General features: G+C 60.7%; 11 protein-coding genes. 5 read left to right on the top strand and 6 right to left on the bottom strand.

Going from position 1 to position 14,995, the window contains the following annotated elements; translation table 11 throughout:
* The first annotated feature begins 192 nt into the window (after positions 1-192).
* Positions 193-1,770 carry an amidase gene (locus M0D66_RS00375; RefSeq protein WP_211705901.1) on the top strand — a complete coding sequence of 526 codons (1,578 nt, stop codon included), beginning with the start codon at positions 193-195 and terminating at the stop codon, positions 1,768-1,770.
* Between the two features lie 137 nt (positions 1,771-1,907).
* A complete protein-coding gene (locus M0D66_RS00370; protein ID WP_211705900.1) occupies positions 1,908-3,467 on the top strand; it encodes a GGDEF domain-containing protein in 1,560 nt (519 codons plus the stop codon).
* 647 nt (positions 3,468-4,114) lie between these two features.
* On the opposite strand, the gene M0D66_RS00365 is transcribed toward M0D66_RS00370, so the two are convergent.
* The 5 genes from M0D66_RS00365 to M0D66_RS00345 form a co-directional block, all read right to left on the bottom strand.
* Positions 4,115-4,747 (bottom strand): response regulator transcription factor, encoded by a 633-nt coding sequence (locus M0D66_RS00365; protein WP_211705899.1) that lies wholly within the window; start codon positions 4,745-4,747, stop codon positions 4,115-4,117.
* Complete coding sequence (locus tag M0D66_RS00360) at positions 4,744-6,759, bottom strand: response regulator (protein ID WP_093637384.1); 2,016 nt, start codon at positions 6,757-6,759, stop codon at positions 4,744-4,746. Before M0D66_RS00360 ends, M0D66_RS00365 begins: the two co-directional genes overlap by 4 nt.
* Positions 6,752-8,863 carry a response regulator gene (locus tag M0D66_RS00355; RefSeq protein ID WP_307857187.1) on the bottom strand — a complete coding sequence of 704 codons (2,112 nt, stop codon included), beginning with the start codon at positions 8,861-8,863 and terminating at the stop codon, positions 6,752-6,754. The genes M0D66_RS00360 and M0D66_RS00355 overlap by 8 nt, the downstream gene beginning before the upstream one ends.
* Before the next feature lie 118 nt (positions 8,864-8,981).
* Positions 8,982-9,380 carry a hypothetical protein gene (locus M0D66_RS00350; protein ID WP_093637376.1) on the bottom strand — a complete coding sequence of 133 codons (399 nt, stop codon included), beginning with the start codon at positions 9,378-9,380 and terminating at the stop codon, positions 8,982-8,984.
* Positions 9,381-9,518: 138 nt separating this feature from the next.
* Positions 9,519-10,484 carry a hypothetical protein gene (locus M0D66_RS00345; RefSeq protein WP_200652079.1) on the bottom strand — a complete coding sequence of 322 codons (966 nt, stop codon included), beginning with the start codon at positions 10,482-10,484 and terminating at the stop codon, positions 9,519-9,521.
* Between the two features lie 225 nt (positions 10,485-10,709).
* Between M0D66_RS00345 and M0D66_RS00340 the strand changes: the two genes are divergently transcribed.
* From M0D66_RS00340 to M0D66_RS00330, 3 genes are all read left to right on the top strand, one after another.
* On the top strand, positions 10,710-11,417 hold the full coding sequence (locus M0D66_RS00340) for a dienelactone hydrolase family protein (RefSeq protein ID WP_093637782.1): 708 nt from the start codon (positions 10,710-10,712) through the stop codon (positions 11,415-11,417).
* Positions 11,418-11,678: 261 nt separating this feature from the next.
* A complete protein-coding gene (locus M0D66_RS00335; protein WP_211705897.1) occupies positions 11,679-13,265 on the top strand; it encodes a S9 family peptidase in 1,587 nt (528 codons plus the stop codon).
* A gap of 55 nt (positions 13,266-13,320) precedes the next feature.
* Entirely contained in the window at positions 13,321-14,313 is a 993-nt protein-coding gene (locus tag M0D66_RS00330; RefSeq protein WP_211705896.1) for a helix-turn-helix domain-containing protein, read from the top strand.
* A gap of 18 nt (positions 14,314-14,331) precedes the next feature.
* On the opposite strand, the gene M0D66_RS00325 is transcribed toward M0D66_RS00330, so the two are convergent.
* Positions 14,332-14,934 carry a phosphatase PAP2 family protein gene (locus M0D66_RS00325; RefSeq protein ID WP_200619548.1) on the bottom strand — a complete coding sequence of 201 codons (603 nt, stop codon included), beginning with the start codon at positions 14,932-14,934 and terminating at the stop codon, positions 14,332-14,334.
* Between the last annotated feature and the right edge of the window lie 61 nt (positions 14,935-14,995).

Raw genomic sequence — 14,995 nt, 5'->3', positions numbered from 1 at the left:
CGCTTTGTCGACTTCATGCGAGGTCCAGGCGCAATTCGCGTTACCCTGCAACGAGCCCCGGCGTGAGTTTGAAAGATCGGAACGCGAACATCTCAAAGAATTTTGGCGGGATAATCTCGCCACCTTCGGACCGCCTCGCCAACGTGTCATGCCTCGCGGATCGCTACAGCAAACGTCAATTCAAATTACTCCATGCGACGACGCAGATTCTTTGAATCAGTTGGTTTACTAGCAGCCGGGTTATTGTCAAAAGGCGCCAGCGCCGCTTCGCCGACATCGGTGCCTGCCGGACACCCGCCGTTCAAACCGGCCGGCGAGGCAAGCGCCACGCAGGCCGTGCGTCACGCTCTAGGCCGCATCGAAGCGATCGACCGGCGTGGCCCGCGGTTGCGCAGCATGATCGAACTGAATCCCGACGCCATGCAGATCGCGGCCGCGCTGGATGCCGAGCGCCGCGAGGGTAAGCGCCGCGGCCTATTGCATGGCGTGCCCGTCGTTATCAAGGACAACATCGCGACCGGCGACAGAATGGCAACAACGGCAGGTTCGCTTGCCCTCGACGGCATTCGCGCAACCCGCGATGCCGACCTCGTGCGCCGCCTGCGTGAAGCCGGCGCGGTCATCATCGGCAAGACGAATTTGAGCGAATGGGCGAACATCCGCTCCACGCGCGCGACTAGCGGCTGGAGCGCGCGCGGTGGCCTGACGCGCAACCCTTATGCGCTAGACCGGAACACGAGCGGGTCGAGCTCCGGCTCGGCGGCGGCGGTCGCCGCGGGGTTGGTGGCCATGGCGATCGGTACTGAGACAGACGGGTCGATTGTGTCTCCTGCATCGATCTGCGGGTTGGTCGGACTCAAGCCGACTGTCGGACGGGTAAGCCGTGACGGCATCATTCCGATTTCACACACGCAGGACACGCCCGGTCCCATTACCCGATCGGTCCACGACGCGGCGTTGCTGCTTTCGGCGATTGCCGGCGTGGACTCGCACGATCCGCAAACGTCGGCGGCGCCCGCACCGGACGACTACCTGCGCACGTTGAACAAAGACGCGTTGAAGGGCGCCCGGATTGGCGTCGCACGAGAGTTTTTCACGGGCCACGACGAAGTCGACCGGCAGATAGAGCTGGCTATTGCGCAACTGCGGCTGCTCGGCGCGGACGTGATTGATCCCGTCGATTTACCGCGAGTCAGTTACGACAAGGAAGAGCTCTCCGTATTGCTGCATGAATTCAAACACGACCTACCGCTGTGGCTCGATACGTTCGCGCCGCATGCACAGGTTCGTAATCTTGCCGATGTGATGGCTTTCAACAACGCGCATCGCAATCTCGAGCAGCCTTACTTCGGCCAGGAACTTTTCACTCAAGCCCAGGCGCTGGGTGATCTCGATAGCGATGCGTATAAGCGCGCGTTGGCAACGTGCCGTACGCAATCTCGCGACGAAGGATTGGACCGCGTACTCGTTCAGCATGGTCTGGATGCGATCGTCGCGCCGACGGGCGGGACCGCATGGCTGACCGACTTTATCAACGGCGACAGCAGTAATGGCGGCTTCTCGACGCCGGCAGCCGTGGCCGGGTATCCGCATCTGACGGTGCCGGCCGGGCAAGTGCGCGGTTTGCCGGTCGGTTTGTCGTTTGTTGGGCCCGCCTGGACTGAAGCGCGGTTATTGGCATTGGGTTATGCGTTCGAGCAGGCGACCCAGTGGCGCAGAGACCCGCAATTTCTGATGCGGTCCAACGTACCTCCGTTGGTCAGTGCCTGAATTGCCGCCCATTTGCCGCCACTAGTGAAAGGGGGCGAACCCTGATCACTTTCGGGTGTTCGCCTGACATGCCATCAGCTAAGATTATCGACATTGTCGGCTTACACAAGAGAAGCTGAACCGCCATCGGCTTCACGATGGCTTTCACCTGGCTTCCTCAAGTTCGGGGTGAAATCTTGCACCGCTCGCCAAAATCGATACATCTCGCATGGTTCGCCTTGTCTTTCCTGGGCGTGCATGCAGTTTGCCTGATGCTGTTTCGATCCCGGGCGACGCTGGTCACTTATCCGTTCCTCATACTTGCTCCGTCGTTCGCGTTTGCGGCCACTTGCTGGCGCGCCCGCGCCGTGGAGCGGCAATCACGCACGCCATGGATTCTGCTCGCTGCCGGCCTGTTTTTGTGGACCTGCGGCATTGGTCTCAGCGCCTGGGAAGATCTGTTTCAACAGATGCCGGTGGGCATTGCGTGGTTCTCCGACTTTTGCTTTTTTCTCTATGGCGTGCCGATACTTCTCGCCGTCTCGTCCGTTTCAAGCAGGCAGCGAATTCCGCTCTTCGTGTGGATGGATGGCATCCAGGCAGTATTGACCGCCTATCTTGCCTACATCACCATATTTACCGTAGTGCCGTTTTCCGACACTGCGCTCAAGCCAATCTCGGCTTCGGTCCTATTGCTGACCTACAACGTCGAGAACGTTGTTCTTGCTATGGCGGCGACGCTGCGTCTCCGTCTTTTGCCACGAGAAAAGGACCGCGGATTTTACAAACTCCTATGCGGCTACTTGTGGATCTATGCAATCGTGGCCGGCGTGTACAACAGTTGGGCCGCCTCTTCAGACGGTCATGCTGTGATCGACGTGATAGTCGACGTTCCTTTTCTGCTATTGGGCGTGGCGTGCATGATGCGCTCACCGCAAGAGAGTGAAGCCGATCTCGATGAAGAGAAGCCGCCCCTCGCCGTTGTCATTGAGAACGGTAGTCCAATTTTTTATACGTTGGCATTGCTCGCGTTGAGCATTCCGCTGATGCGCGAACACTTTTATGTCGGGACGGTTGGCATAGTCACCGCATTAGTCGTGCACACCATACGGACGGCAGCTTTGCAAAGCCGGTTGTTGCGGACTCAGCATGAGTTGCGCGATGCAAGAGACCGCCTCGAGAAGATTGCACTCACGGACGCGTTGACTAATGCGGCGAATCGTCGTTGCTTCGACCAAAGGCTCGCACTTGAATGGAACCGCGCGGCTCGCAACCAGCTTCCGCTTGGCTTGCTGCTTATCGATATCGACCACTTCAAGAAGTTAAACGACCGCTACGGCCACCCAACGGGAGACAAGTGTCTCGTTGCGGTTGCAAGCGCTTTGCAAGCGGCTCTGCCGCGCAGTGGCGATCTGCTTGCACGCTATGGTGGCGAAGAGTTCGCTGCGATTCTGCCTGCGACGGACGAAGACGGAGCACGTCTGGTGGCAGCGAAAATGCTGGCTGCCGTCAGCTCGATGCATATCAGGAATGAGACGTCGCTTGGCGACTTTGTGACGGTGAGTATCGGGATCGCTGTTTTCGGATCGGCCGGTACGGGATCCGTGCACCAGATCGTTGAGGCTGCGGATCGAGCGTTATATCGCGCGAAAGAACGCGGGCGAAATCGCATCGAATCGATCGGACAACGGGATTTCCAAGGGACTGGATCAGTATAGCGATGGCCGGTAAAACGTGCGGCTGGTTCCTTTTGATACCGCCGGGCACCGGCAGCGCGACGGCTGCGTCGCATACTGTTTTGCCGACATCCGGATATTGTTCATACAAATAGATTTCGGATATCTTATACGAGAGAGTTAATGATCTTTTCTCTCAATTCCGGCACCTCGTTCTGTCTGTCATGGCAGGATCAGCTATCTGGTCTGTCTAACGGCGATTTTTCGCAAAGGGTTTAATTCAGCAAAGGTTTGCGAAAGAATTAAATTCTCTATTGAATTAATGACTTGGGAATCGGCCGGATTTCTATTTCAATAAGTAATCGGCAAAAAAAGGCCGACACATTGTGTCGGCCGGAAAGACTCTGGCGTCCGAGGAATGCATGCCAGAACCTGAGAGACGTTAATCAGTCAATTTTACGGATCACGGTACTGGGTGCGGGCATTATTGCCACATACCAGGATTTAACAATTGGGCGGCGTGTTTTCTCAGAACAGGGTTATTTTAGCGTGCCGACTTCACTGGGGAGTGATCATAAACGAAAAGCTTTGGCCAAGCATAAGGACGTCAAAAAAATTTGTCGATCGGCCTTCGCCCAATCCGACATCGGGGAATGCGGATGTCCGTGTAGGGATTTCCTTAATTGAATTTATTCCGTACTAATGTGATGCCTGATCGCATAGCGAATCAATTCTGAATTATTAGTGATCCCCAGTTTTTGCATGAGGCGCATTTTATGTGTGCTGATAGTCTTCGCACTGAGCGCGAACGCTTCAGCAATATCGTTGATGCTCTTTCCGGCGGCCAAAGCTTGTAACACCTGGAATTCGCGATCGGACAGCATGTCGTGCGGCGGGGTGTCGCCGGAGTGAGTGCCGAAGATCATCGAGTCCACCAGTTTCGGATCGATGAATCTGCCGCCTTCGGCCAGCTTGCGGATCGCGGCCAGCAGGATCTCCGGGTCGCTGTCTTTGGTGAGATAGCCGGTTGCGCCGGCCCGCAGCGCACGCGAGACGACCTGGGCCTCGTTGTGAATGCTCAGCACGAGCACGGGGAGGGCGGTGTACTCGGCCCTGATGCGCCGGATCAGATCGATGCCGCTAATGCCCGGCATGGTCATGTCGAGCAGCAACAGGTCGGGACACCGGGCGCGTAGTTTCTCGAGTACTTCGGCGCCTTCGGCCGCCTCGTCGGCTACGATCAGGTCGGTGGTGGTCGCGATGATCTGCTTCAGCCCACCTCGCACGATCGCATGGTCGTCTGCAATGAGGATCTTTATCATGTGCTTTTCTCGTCGGTCCTGAGCGGGATGTGAATAGAGACGGTTGTGCCCGCGCCGGGCGTGCTTTCGATCTGCAACGTGCCGCCAATCAGCCGCGCGCGTTCGCTCATGCCTAGTAATCCATAGGAATAGCGCCGGCGCGCCGCGGGCAGATCGAAGCCGCATCCGTTGTCGCTGATATGGAGTGTCAATGAGCCGTTGCTCGCGGCGAGCGTGACGTCGACGCGCGAAGCGTCGGCGTGGCGCGCAACATTGGTCAACGAGGCCTGCGCGATACGGAACACGGCCGTTGCATGCGCATCCGGCAGAACCGGTTCGCTGCCATGGATCGACAACTGGCACGGCATGCGATTACGTCGAACGAAGTCGTCCACGAGCCACTCGAGTGCCGACAGGATGCCAAAGTTTAGCGCAGCCGGCCTGAGGTGGCTGGCCACGTTGCGGACCATCCAGATGGTCTTCTCGACCAACTCACGCATGTCCTCGGTTTTTCTGGCTGCTTCCGAATCGCTGTCGAGCCGCATCCGCAACAACGACACGTCCATTTTCAGTGCGGTCAGCAATTGCCCGAGTTCGTCGTGAATTTCCATGGCGATCCACTTTCGCTCTTCTTCGCGAACCGCCTCCATGTACGCGGACAATTCGCGCAAACGCTCGCGCGATTCGAGCAGTTCCTGTTCGACCCGCTTACGTTCCGTCATGTCCTGAATCGTACCGACCAGCTTGAGCGGATGGCCAGGCCCTTCGTGTGCCGCTTCGGCGTGAAGCTGTACGATGCGTGGCGCGCCGTCTCCACCGGTCAGGCGGCAATCGAGAAAGTGCGGCTGCCGGTCAGCGAGCACCGCGCGCACGGCCCGCCGTACAGCGGCCCGATCTTCAGGGTGAATCGCCGCGCGCAGTGTGCGATAGCTGGGCCGCACGCCGTTCGGCTCCAAACCGAGGATCCGGTACATCTCATACGACCAGTGCGTCACGCCGGCGGCCGCGGTCCATTCCCAGTCGCCAAGCTTGGCCAGCCGCTGAGCGTTCGCCAGACTGGCTTCGCTGGCGCGCAATTTCTCTTCTGCCTGTTTGCGCGCGGTGACGTCGTTAAGACCGACATAGATTGCCGGGGCGTCGGCGAACGTCGCGATGCGAGCGGTCGCCACGGCCCAGAAATGCTCGCCTTCCGAATTCCTGAACTGGATCTCGTTGTTGGTGAATCCGCCTTCGTGGCGCAGAAGTTCGACCGCTCTGTCGCGCTCCGTCGGGTCGACATAGAAGTCGCTCATGTAGGTGGTGCCGCAATCGTCCACGCCGAAGCCGAACAGCCAGCGGAACGGCCCGTTCATGTAGAGGACCTGCCCGTCGTCCATGGACGTAATACACAACGGCACCGGGCTCGTCTCGACGATCGTGCGAAAGCGCGCTTCGCTCGCCACGAGTTTCGTTTCGGTCCGTATGCGTTCGTCGATTTCGACCAGCAGACTCGCATTCGCGCGCGCGAGCTGGCCGGTTCGTTCGGCGACGCGGTCTTCGAGTTCGTCGCGCACGCGAGAGAGGGCTTCTTGCGCCTGCTGGCGAACCGCCACCTCGCTCGAGAGACTTTCGTTTTGCGAACGAAGTGCCTTGTGCATGGCACGCAGCGCGAGGTGGGTGCGAATGCGCGCCAACATTTCGGCGATCTGAAACGGCTTGGTGACGTAGTCGATGCCACCCGCCGAGAATCCTTCGACGAGGTCGTCAGGATCGGCGAGCGACGTCATGAAGATCACCGGAATTTCGCGGGTCAACTCATTGCGCTTGAGCCGGCGACAGGTTTCGAAGCCGTCTATGCCCGGCATTTTCACGTCGAGGAGGATCAGGTCAGGCTGCGAAAATTGCGCCCGTTCGAGCGCCTCCTCGCCGTCGAGTGCAACGAACACGCGAAAGCCCTTGTCCTCGAGACTATCGGCCACGACACCGATGTTGATCGGCGCGTCGTCCACAACCAGAATGGTGGCCGGCTCTGCCGGGCTCGTTATGTCATTCATGGCTGGCCTTCCTCTCGAGATATTCCTCCGCGAGCAGCAGGATGGCCTTTGACTGATAGCCTTTCACGAGTGCACGCAACTCTGTTGTGAATACCAGATTGCGCTCGTCGAGGGCCGCCATCCTGTCGGCCCATTCGGCGATGGCACGCATGTCGCCGAGACGGGCGAGACGATGCAGCTTGTCGAGTTCGTCATCGGGCAACACGGGGGCGTGCGTGCGCGATGCGTCAGGATGCGGCGAGTGAGTCGCCGGCGAGTCAGTCCACTTGAGCGCCAGCAAATCCGCCAGATGGGCTTGCAGCCGTTCGAAGTCGACCGGCTTGGGCAGGAAGGCATTCGCGCCTGCGTCGGTGCTTCGTTTCGCATCGCTCCAGGAAGGATTCGCCGACACGGCAATGATCGGAATATCGCTGTGTCCCGGCAAGCGGCGCAATCTGCGTGTTGTTTCGAGTCCGTCCATTTCCGGCATCAGGATGTCGGTCATGATGAGCGACGGCGCCTCGCTGCGCGCCTTTGCGAGCCCCTCATGGCCGCTGGCGGCCTCGATGGTGTCGAAGCCCAGTTGATCCAGAAGCTCGACCAGGACCGCCCGATTGACGGGCTCGTCGTCGATCACCAGCACTTTGTGGCGCGGACCGGTGTAGCCCGTCACGCGCGGCGCGGCCGGCGTTACCGGGTCGGTGCGCGCCGCGGACGCATCGGCGACGGCCGGAGCAAGATCGAACCAGAAGACGCTCCCATGCGCGACCGTGCTTTCCGCGTGGATTTCGCTACCCATTGCGCGCACGAACTGCTGGCTGATCGCAAGACCGAGCCCGGCGCCGCCGGCGCGTCGTTCGGGGGCGCCGGCCTGCTCGAAAGGCTCGAAAATCGCGCCGAGCTTGTCGGCCGCGATGCCGATTCCCGAGTCACGCACGCAGAAGCGCACGGCGCCGGAGGGCGCACGGCTGACTTGCAGGCTGACGCAGCCTGTGTCCGTGAATCTGACGGCGTTCGCCAGCAGATTAAGCAGCACCTGCCGTAAGCGGCGCTCGTCCGCCCGCACGGCGCAGCCCAGGTCGGGGGCCAGCTCGCATAGGAATCGCAGGCGTTTTTGCTCCGCCTTCACACTGATGATGTCGCGGATTGTATCGAGGACGCCCGGCAGCGATACGTCGGCCATTTCGATGCGCATTTTGCCAGCCTCGATGCGCGCGAAATCGAGTGTGTCGTCGATCAGCGTCAGTAGATGCTCGCCGCTACGGTGAATCACTTCGACCGCGTTGCGTTGGCGCTCGCTCTGGCTGCCGTCGCGCAGCAGAATCTGCGTATAGCCGAGGATGCCGTTCAGCGGCGTGCGCAGCTCGTGGCTCATGTTCGCGAGGAACTCGCTCTTGGCCCGGTTGGCGGCTTCGGCAAGGTACCGCGCTTCCCGCTGCGCAGTGGCGTCACGCTCGGCGAGATAGGCGTCATGCAGCCGCGCGCCCATGCTGTTGAACGCGGCGACCACGCGATCGAGTTCGTCTGGCCAGCGCGGCTGGCGGCGCGGCAGGACGAACGGCTTCGGCGCCGCACGGAAGTCGTATTCGCCGACGAGTCGGGCAATCGTGGCGAGATGCCGCGTAACGAGGCGCGAGAAGATGTAGATGGTGAACAGCGCCACGATGAACGTATAGGTAGCCTGACTGATCAGAATGACCAGCGCGGTTTGCGCTAGCGCCTGATAGAGATTGGCAAGCGTCGCTTGCACATAGAGGGTGCCGATCTTCTGCTGGGCGCCGTGGATGCGATAAAAGATCGGAAATTCGCGGGATATCACGGCGCCTGTCCTGCGCTCGCCTGCCGTCACCACCAATGGCGTCGCGCTCGCGCCGGTCTCTCGTACCTCGGCGGCGCACATGTCGGCGAGCCTCAGGATGCCGTTCAGTTGAAGCTGGAGTTCTGTGCGGTTGAGCTGCCACAGACCTTCGCCGAGGCTGTCGCGATTGCTTCGGTCAATATCGGATAAACGTGTTTCGATCAGTTCGACGCCGCGGCTATAGTCGCGATAGAGCTGTAGTGCGGTGAGCAATAACGTGACCGCGCAACTGAACAGCAGCACGGTGGCCAGCAGGCGGAAAACCACGCTGTGCCTGAATCGGCCGGGCGAGACAAAGATTGAACCAACGCTATTCGCCAGCATATTTCCCCGCGAGTGCTGTGATTCTTGTTTGGGTATTCTGCACTCGTCGCCGAATTGCGGTCTATAAGGGGCCGTCGAGGAAGTCCGCCGCGGCAAATGCCGGCACTTGACCCGCTGCCTTCGCGAGCCGCACTCGCGCCCACATAATGCCGGCACCGTTCGCGGCAGTGGCGCCGCGCGGCAATGGCTCGCCGATGATTTCGCGGGCGTTGCCGATGATTTCGCGCACCAAGGTCGACTCACGAGCACTGAGTTTCGCCGCCTGGAACTGGCACAGATCCGACATGGCGTCAGCCAGACGCTTGACCACAACCGTATCGTGACCGGTCAACGGCCAGCAATGCAAAAGATAGGCGAGCGGTACCAGTTTTCTTTCTTCACACCAAAGCTCGAATAGACGTACGCACAGCTCGTCAATGCGTTCGACTGTTTTCTCGCTCGGCAAAAAGTAGTCGTTCATAACGGTGATCCGGCGATGGTATGTAAAGAACCACTTTAAACTCAGCGCTTGAGTGTCGCCGTCAGGTAGTCCGGACTATAGGCTGGTGGTTTCCTGATTTTTGGGTCAGGAAATCCTTAACGCCTATCGTCCCGCGCATCAATGCCGTTTCTTGCCGTCGAACGGATCGAGCCAGAGTTCTTTGCGATCGAGAGGCACCCATGACGGCAGCAGTGGATTCTTCAAATCGATCAGCACGCGGCGCTCGAGGTGCAGATCGGCGATGCCTTGCGCGAAGTGTTCGCGGAATAGCGCCTCGAAACTCCCGTCCTTCAGCATGGCTTCGAGGCCGTCGCGAATCCGCTGCGCCAGCAACGGCTCGCTTTGGCTGACATAGAAGAACTGCGCGTACGGGTAGCGGATGAGCAGGTGGGAGTCGATCCTCATATTAGGGTAACTCGGCTGAAAGGCTTTGATTTCACGCGTGATCTCGACTACGCCGCGCGGGAACATGTCGAAGCGGTGGTCAGCCAGCATCGGAAAAAGCAGATCGTAACGGCTGGCAGTGACGAGTGGAACGCCGGCCGCGCGGTAGATCGGGACATCGCCCCAACCCTGGCCCTGGCCAACGCTGAGTGTGCGAAGACCCTGGAGGTCGTGGATGCTGTCGAGCTTAGCCTGCTCGCCTTGATTGATCAGCGCCACGCGATAGCCGAGCAGGCCCCGGTCGATGGGAATCGGCACCGGAATTGCCGAGGCGTCGAGTTCCGGGTGTCCGGGCTCGCTTGCCAGGACGTTGATCAGGCGGCCCGATATCACCTCGTCGATCTCGCGCTGGGCCGACATCGGTGAAAAATAGGCGTCGATGATGTACGGGCCGTAGGCCGCTACGGTGTGGTTCAGCGCGGAGATAAGAAAGGCCCAGCGGCCCTCCCTCACCACGTCCCCGGATAGGCGAAGAATTCGCACATGAGTGACGACGGCGGTCGACGGGACGGGCGAGCCGGCGCTGCCGAAGGCCGGGCTCAATAAGGCGCCGGCAATGAGGGGGAGCACCACTGATGGTTTGAAGCGTCCGCGGAATCTGGCGCGGCGGATTCCATCAATGTGATCGAGGACGGACATGAGTAGCCTGAACCGGAAACGACGGGTAAGCCGCAGTATGGGTTCGAGGGGCGGCTTTGGCCAAATTCAATAAGGAACTGGGCCATCGATCGCAATGAGGTGATGAACAGGATCGTCGCCACAAAGTCGGGGTGCACAGGTCGTATTGATCGGGTTGCCGGGGGCCCAGCAGACCTTGCCACTCTGGCGCTATGCTAGCGGCTTCGGCTACTTCGAGGAGCAATGATGCAACGGACTGCAGGATCGATGATCACGTTTAACCGCCCTGACGGCAAAGACGTTCAGGGTTATCTGGCCAAGCCGCAGAAGCTGGAAGGCGCGCCTGCCATCGTCGTGATTCAGGAATGGTGGGGCTTGAACGACCAGATTCGCGGCGTGGCGGACCGGCTTGCGCAGGCCGGCTATCTGGCGCTGGTGCCCGATCTCTTCCGCGGCAAGTCGACGGTTGAAGAGGCTGAGGCGAACCATTTGCTGAGCGCACTCGATTTCGGCGATGCCGCGACACAGGACGTGCGGGGCGCCGTCCAGTATCTGAAGCAGCACTCGGCAAATGTCGGCGTGACCGGCTATTGCATGGGCGGCGCGCTGACTTGGCTCGCGCTATGCAATATCCCTGAAGTATCGGCCGGGGTGGTGTGGTACGGCTTCCCTCCGCTCGAGTACATCGACGCATCGAAAATCAAGGTTCCGGTGCTCGGTCACTGGGCGACGCAAGACGAATTCTTCCCGGCTGAAACGGTCGACGCATTGGAGTCCAAGCTCAGCGCGGCCAATGTCGACGTCGAGTTCCATCGCTATCTTGCGTACCACGCGTTCGCGAACGAAACGGCAGTCGGGCCGGGCCGCATCTCCAGGACCCAGTTCGATCCGGTCTGGGCGCAGCAGGCCTGGGACCGCACGCTGACCTTCTTCGGCCGCACGCTCTGGAAGTAAGCGGCAAGCGCGGACCCGCATTGAAAGGTGGACGCAAGCCGCGACCTGATCCCGTCAGCCAGCAGCGAGCCCGGTCGGCGTTTCTTATGCCGACCGGCTCTCGCGGCCGGACACCTCATGAAGTATTCCATTGCAAAACTCGTGAAGGATGAGGGTGGCGGCGCGCCAATCTGTTTACCTATACTCCCCTCACTCTGTAAGGCAGCCCAGTCGCCGTAATACCAACAAGCGCAAACAAAAGCCAACAAGACGGAGCCTCACATGCCTGTAGCGATGCGGAACGCGGCCCTCGTGCTGCTGACATGTTTCACGTTGGACGGCAGTGCTTATGTGCAGGCCGGCTCCGGCTGCGATGAGGGATGCAAGGCCCGCGGCCAGCTACTCGAACAGCGCGTCACGCTACGGCTCAGCGCCGCGGCGTTTTCGAAACTGCTTGCATCGAACGCATCCGGTCAGCAACTCGCGCAGATCGCCGGTGCGCCCGCTTGCGGGGTGGAGATCGTGACCTTCCGCTACCGCACCATCGGCGGCGCGGGCGAGCCTACCACCTCCAGTGGCGCGCTGATGATTCCGGGCGGACGGTCGGCGGCATGTAGCGGGCCGCGTCCGCTGATGCTCTACGCGCACGGCACGACCGCGTACCGCAACTACAACATTGCCGATATCACGCAAACCGATCCGGGCAACGGCGACGGCGCCGGGGAGGGCATCAGCGTGGCCGCCATGTATGCGGCTCAGGGGTATATCGTGGTGGCGACCAACTACGCGGGCTATGCCGGCTCCGACCTTACGTATCACCCGTACCTGAACGCCGACCAGCAATCCGCCGATGTGATCGATTCGCTGCGGGCGGCGCGGACCGCACTGAGTGCAGTGAAAGCGGAGAGAAAGACTCGTGAGAACGGCAAACTCTTCGTTACCGGCTATTCGCAAGGCGGCTTCGTGGCTCTCGCGACGCATCGTGCTTTGCAGGCGGCCGGTGTCAAGGTCACGGCATCCGCGCCGGGATCGGGTCCGTATGCGCTTGCCGCCACTGCGGACGCGCTCATCGAAGGCGAGGTGAACCTGGGGTCGACGCTGTTCACGACCTTGATCGTGACGGGCTACCAGCATGCCTACGAGAACATCTACCGCAAGCCCGGCGACTTCTATGAAGCGGCCTATGCCCCGGGCATCGAGAATCTCCTGCCGAGCCTGCAGCCGCTCAATACGCTATTTTCGAATGGGAAACTGCCCTCGACGCAACTCTTCAGCAGCGTTCCGCCCGCGCCGCAATATGCTTCGATGACACCGCCGACTTCGCCGCCCCTCACCCCGCCCTCGCTGACGCCAGTGTTTGCTGCCGGATTCGGCAACGCCAATCTCGTGCGCAACGCCTATCGGCTGAGTCTTCTGGAAGATGCTTCCGCCAATCCCGATGGCGCGTTTCCCAACAGCACGGTGGCCTTGACGCCGGCCGCGAATCCGATGCATCCGTTGCGCCAGGCGTTCAAGCGCAATGACTTGCGCAACTGGCTGCCGCGCGCGCCGGTTCTGCTGTGCGGCGGCGGCTCGGATCCCACCGTGTTTTTCTTCAACGCGCGCATCGAGCAGGCCTACTGGCAGAACGCCAAAGTGCCGGCAGGGCTCACGTCAGTGCTGGACGTGGACTCTCCGATCTCCGGGCCCAACGATCCGTACGCGCCCATCAAGCAGGGTTTCGCGAGCGCGAAGGCGACGCTCGCGAATCAGGCTGTAGCGGGCGGCGCGACTGACGGCGGCGCCTCGGCTGTGCTTCAGGCCTATCACGGAGAACTGGTGGCGTCGTTCTGCATGGTCGCCGCCCGGGCCTTCTTCACGAACTTTTGAGCGCTGGCATCTGCGGCTATCATGCGCAGACAACGAGACTGCGCAGGGGAAAGCTTTGACCACCGATTCCGTGCCTAGGGACGCGGCGCCTTCGGCGTGCATTTACAGTCACTTTGATACGCACCGCGAAGCGCCGCGCGAGCAACTGCCCGCATGGCGGGACCGGCTCGGCCACTTTCTCGACGTGCCGATCTCGCGCTGGCAACTGGCCGATGGCTTTAGCGGCACGATCGACAGCTACAAGGCCGCCGATCTGACATTCATGGATTGCCGCACGGACCCGGTTTCGCAGGCGCGATCCGTCGCTCGCATTTCCACCGATTCGGTCCGCCAGTTCGTCTTTCATGTCGCCGTGGAGGGCAGCATCGAGACCGGGACGGGTCTGTATCCGAAGCGCAAAGCGCTGCAAACGAGGCCGGGCATTCTCGCGCTGGATATGAACCAGCCGATGCAGATGGTGCGTAGTGCGTGCCGAGTGCAGGCTTTTTTCCTGCCGCGTGCGCTGGTTGAATCCGTCTTGCCGGAAGCGGAGTCGATTCATGGCAGCGCGATCGAATACGACTCGCCGCTCGCGCGTATGATTCCGGGCCATCTCGCCGACCTTACCCAGAACCTGCACAAGATGAATGGGCAGGAAGCGTATCGCGCGATGCGCACCTGTGCGTTGTTGATTGCGGCGGCCTTCGGCAAGGAGGCGCGTCTGACCGGCAACGCACGCGCGGCCGCTCGTACCGCTATGTTCGCGACGGCGCGCCGCTATATCGAAGCCAATCTGGGGCAGGCGGATCTCACGCCGGAGAGCGTGCTCGCCGCGTCGCAACTTTCGCGGCCCACGTTGTATCGTCTCTTCGAACCCGAAGGCGGACTGGTCGCCTATATTCGCAACCGGCGGCTGCGTGAGGCGGCAGATGAACTGCATCGCTATCCGGAGAAGGCGATCGTCGAAATCGCTTATGGCGTGGGCTTCAATAGCGCGTCGGATTTCAATCGCGCGTTTCGTCGTGCGTACGAGATGTCGCCGAGTGATTTTCGGGCGTTGACCCGGTAGACGCGGTTTCGCAAAGCCCTATGAGGACAACCAGCCGCGCTCGATTGGCCACGCCAGCAGCTTGCGGTACACCTTGACAAGGCTGCCTGTCACCGTGGCGCCGCCCAGCCGCCACAGCGGCGCGATCAGCAGGAACGCCACGCACGCCACGGCGACGGCGCCAACCATGTCAAGCGGGAAGTGGACGCCGACAAACACGCGCGCCCAAGCCACGGCAAGTCCGGACAGCAGGATCGCCATGCCGTACCGCCTTACTCCGCCCAGCAACAAGGTCAGCGCGATGGTGGCGAAGAGGGTCCCGTGGTCGCTGGGGAACGACGAGTCGGGCGCATGCTCCAGGAACGTATGGCCGATTCCGATCACGAATGGCCGAGGGTGCGGCCAAACCAGACCGATAATCTGACTGATCCCGAGGGCGAGCATGGCTACGCAAAATGCGCGCACGGCGACTTCACGCTGACGCGCATCGCCGAAGAGCCATATCGCGATCAGCGACAGCGGCACGAGATAAATGACGTAATCGGCAATCATTCGCGCCATGTCGATTTGCCAGGCGGGTGTCGATGGCGTGGCGTTGATCATCAGAAAGAGCGCCTGATTGAACGCTTCGAGTGTATTCATGCGGTGAGGTTTTTGAGGGGCGTGTGATGAATCGTGCCCCCAATCTTAGCGGGCCAGGCTT

It is taken from the genome of Paraburkholderia sp. SECH2 (assembly GCF_030464795.1).
In the GTDB taxonomy this organism is placed as follows: Bacteria; Pseudomonadota; Gammaproteobacteria; order Burkholderiales; family Burkholderiaceae; genus Paraburkholderia; species Paraburkholderia aspalathi.
Note: the sequence above shows the minus strand (reverse complement) of the source record. Positions and strands in the feature narration are given on the sequence as shown.

Bases quoted from the DNA above. Each gene is read 5' to 3' on its own strand.
- M0D66_RS00340 (WP_093637782.1), top strand. From the start codon at position 10,710: ATGCAACGGACTGCAGGATCGATGATCACGTTTAACCGCCCTGACGGC.
- M0D66_RS00345 (WP_200652079.1), bottom strand. From the start codon at position 10,484: ATGTCCGTCCTCGATCACATTGATGGAATCCGCCGCGCCAGATTCCGC.
- M0D66_RS00360 (WP_093637384.1), bottom strand. From the start codon at position 6,759: ATGAATGACATAACGAGCCCGGCAGAGCCGGCCACCATTCTGGTTGTG.
- M0D66_RS00375 (WP_211705901.1), top strand. From the start codon at position 193: ATGCGACGACGCAGATTCTTTGAATCAGTTGGTTTACTAGCAGCCGGG.
- M0D66_RS00350 (WP_093637376.1), bottom strand. From the start codon at position 9,380: ATGAACGACTACTTTTTGCCGAGCGAGAAAACAGTCGAACGCATTGAC.
- M0D66_RS00325 (WP_200619548.1), bottom strand. From the start codon at position 14,934: ATGAATACACTCGAAGCGTTCAATCAGGCGCTCTTTCTGATGATCAAC.
- M0D66_RS00365 (WP_211705899.1), bottom strand. From the start codon at position 4,747: ATGATAAAGATCCTCATTGCAGACGACCATGCGATCGTGCGAGGTGGG.
- M0D66_RS00335 (WP_211705897.1), top strand. From the start codon at position 11,679: ATGCCTGTAGCGATGCGGAACGCGGCCCTCGTGCTGCTGACATGTTTC.
- M0D66_RS00370 (WP_211705900.1), top strand. From the start codon at position 1,908: ATGGCTTTCACCTGGCTTCCTCAAGTTCGGGGTGAAATCTTGCACCGC.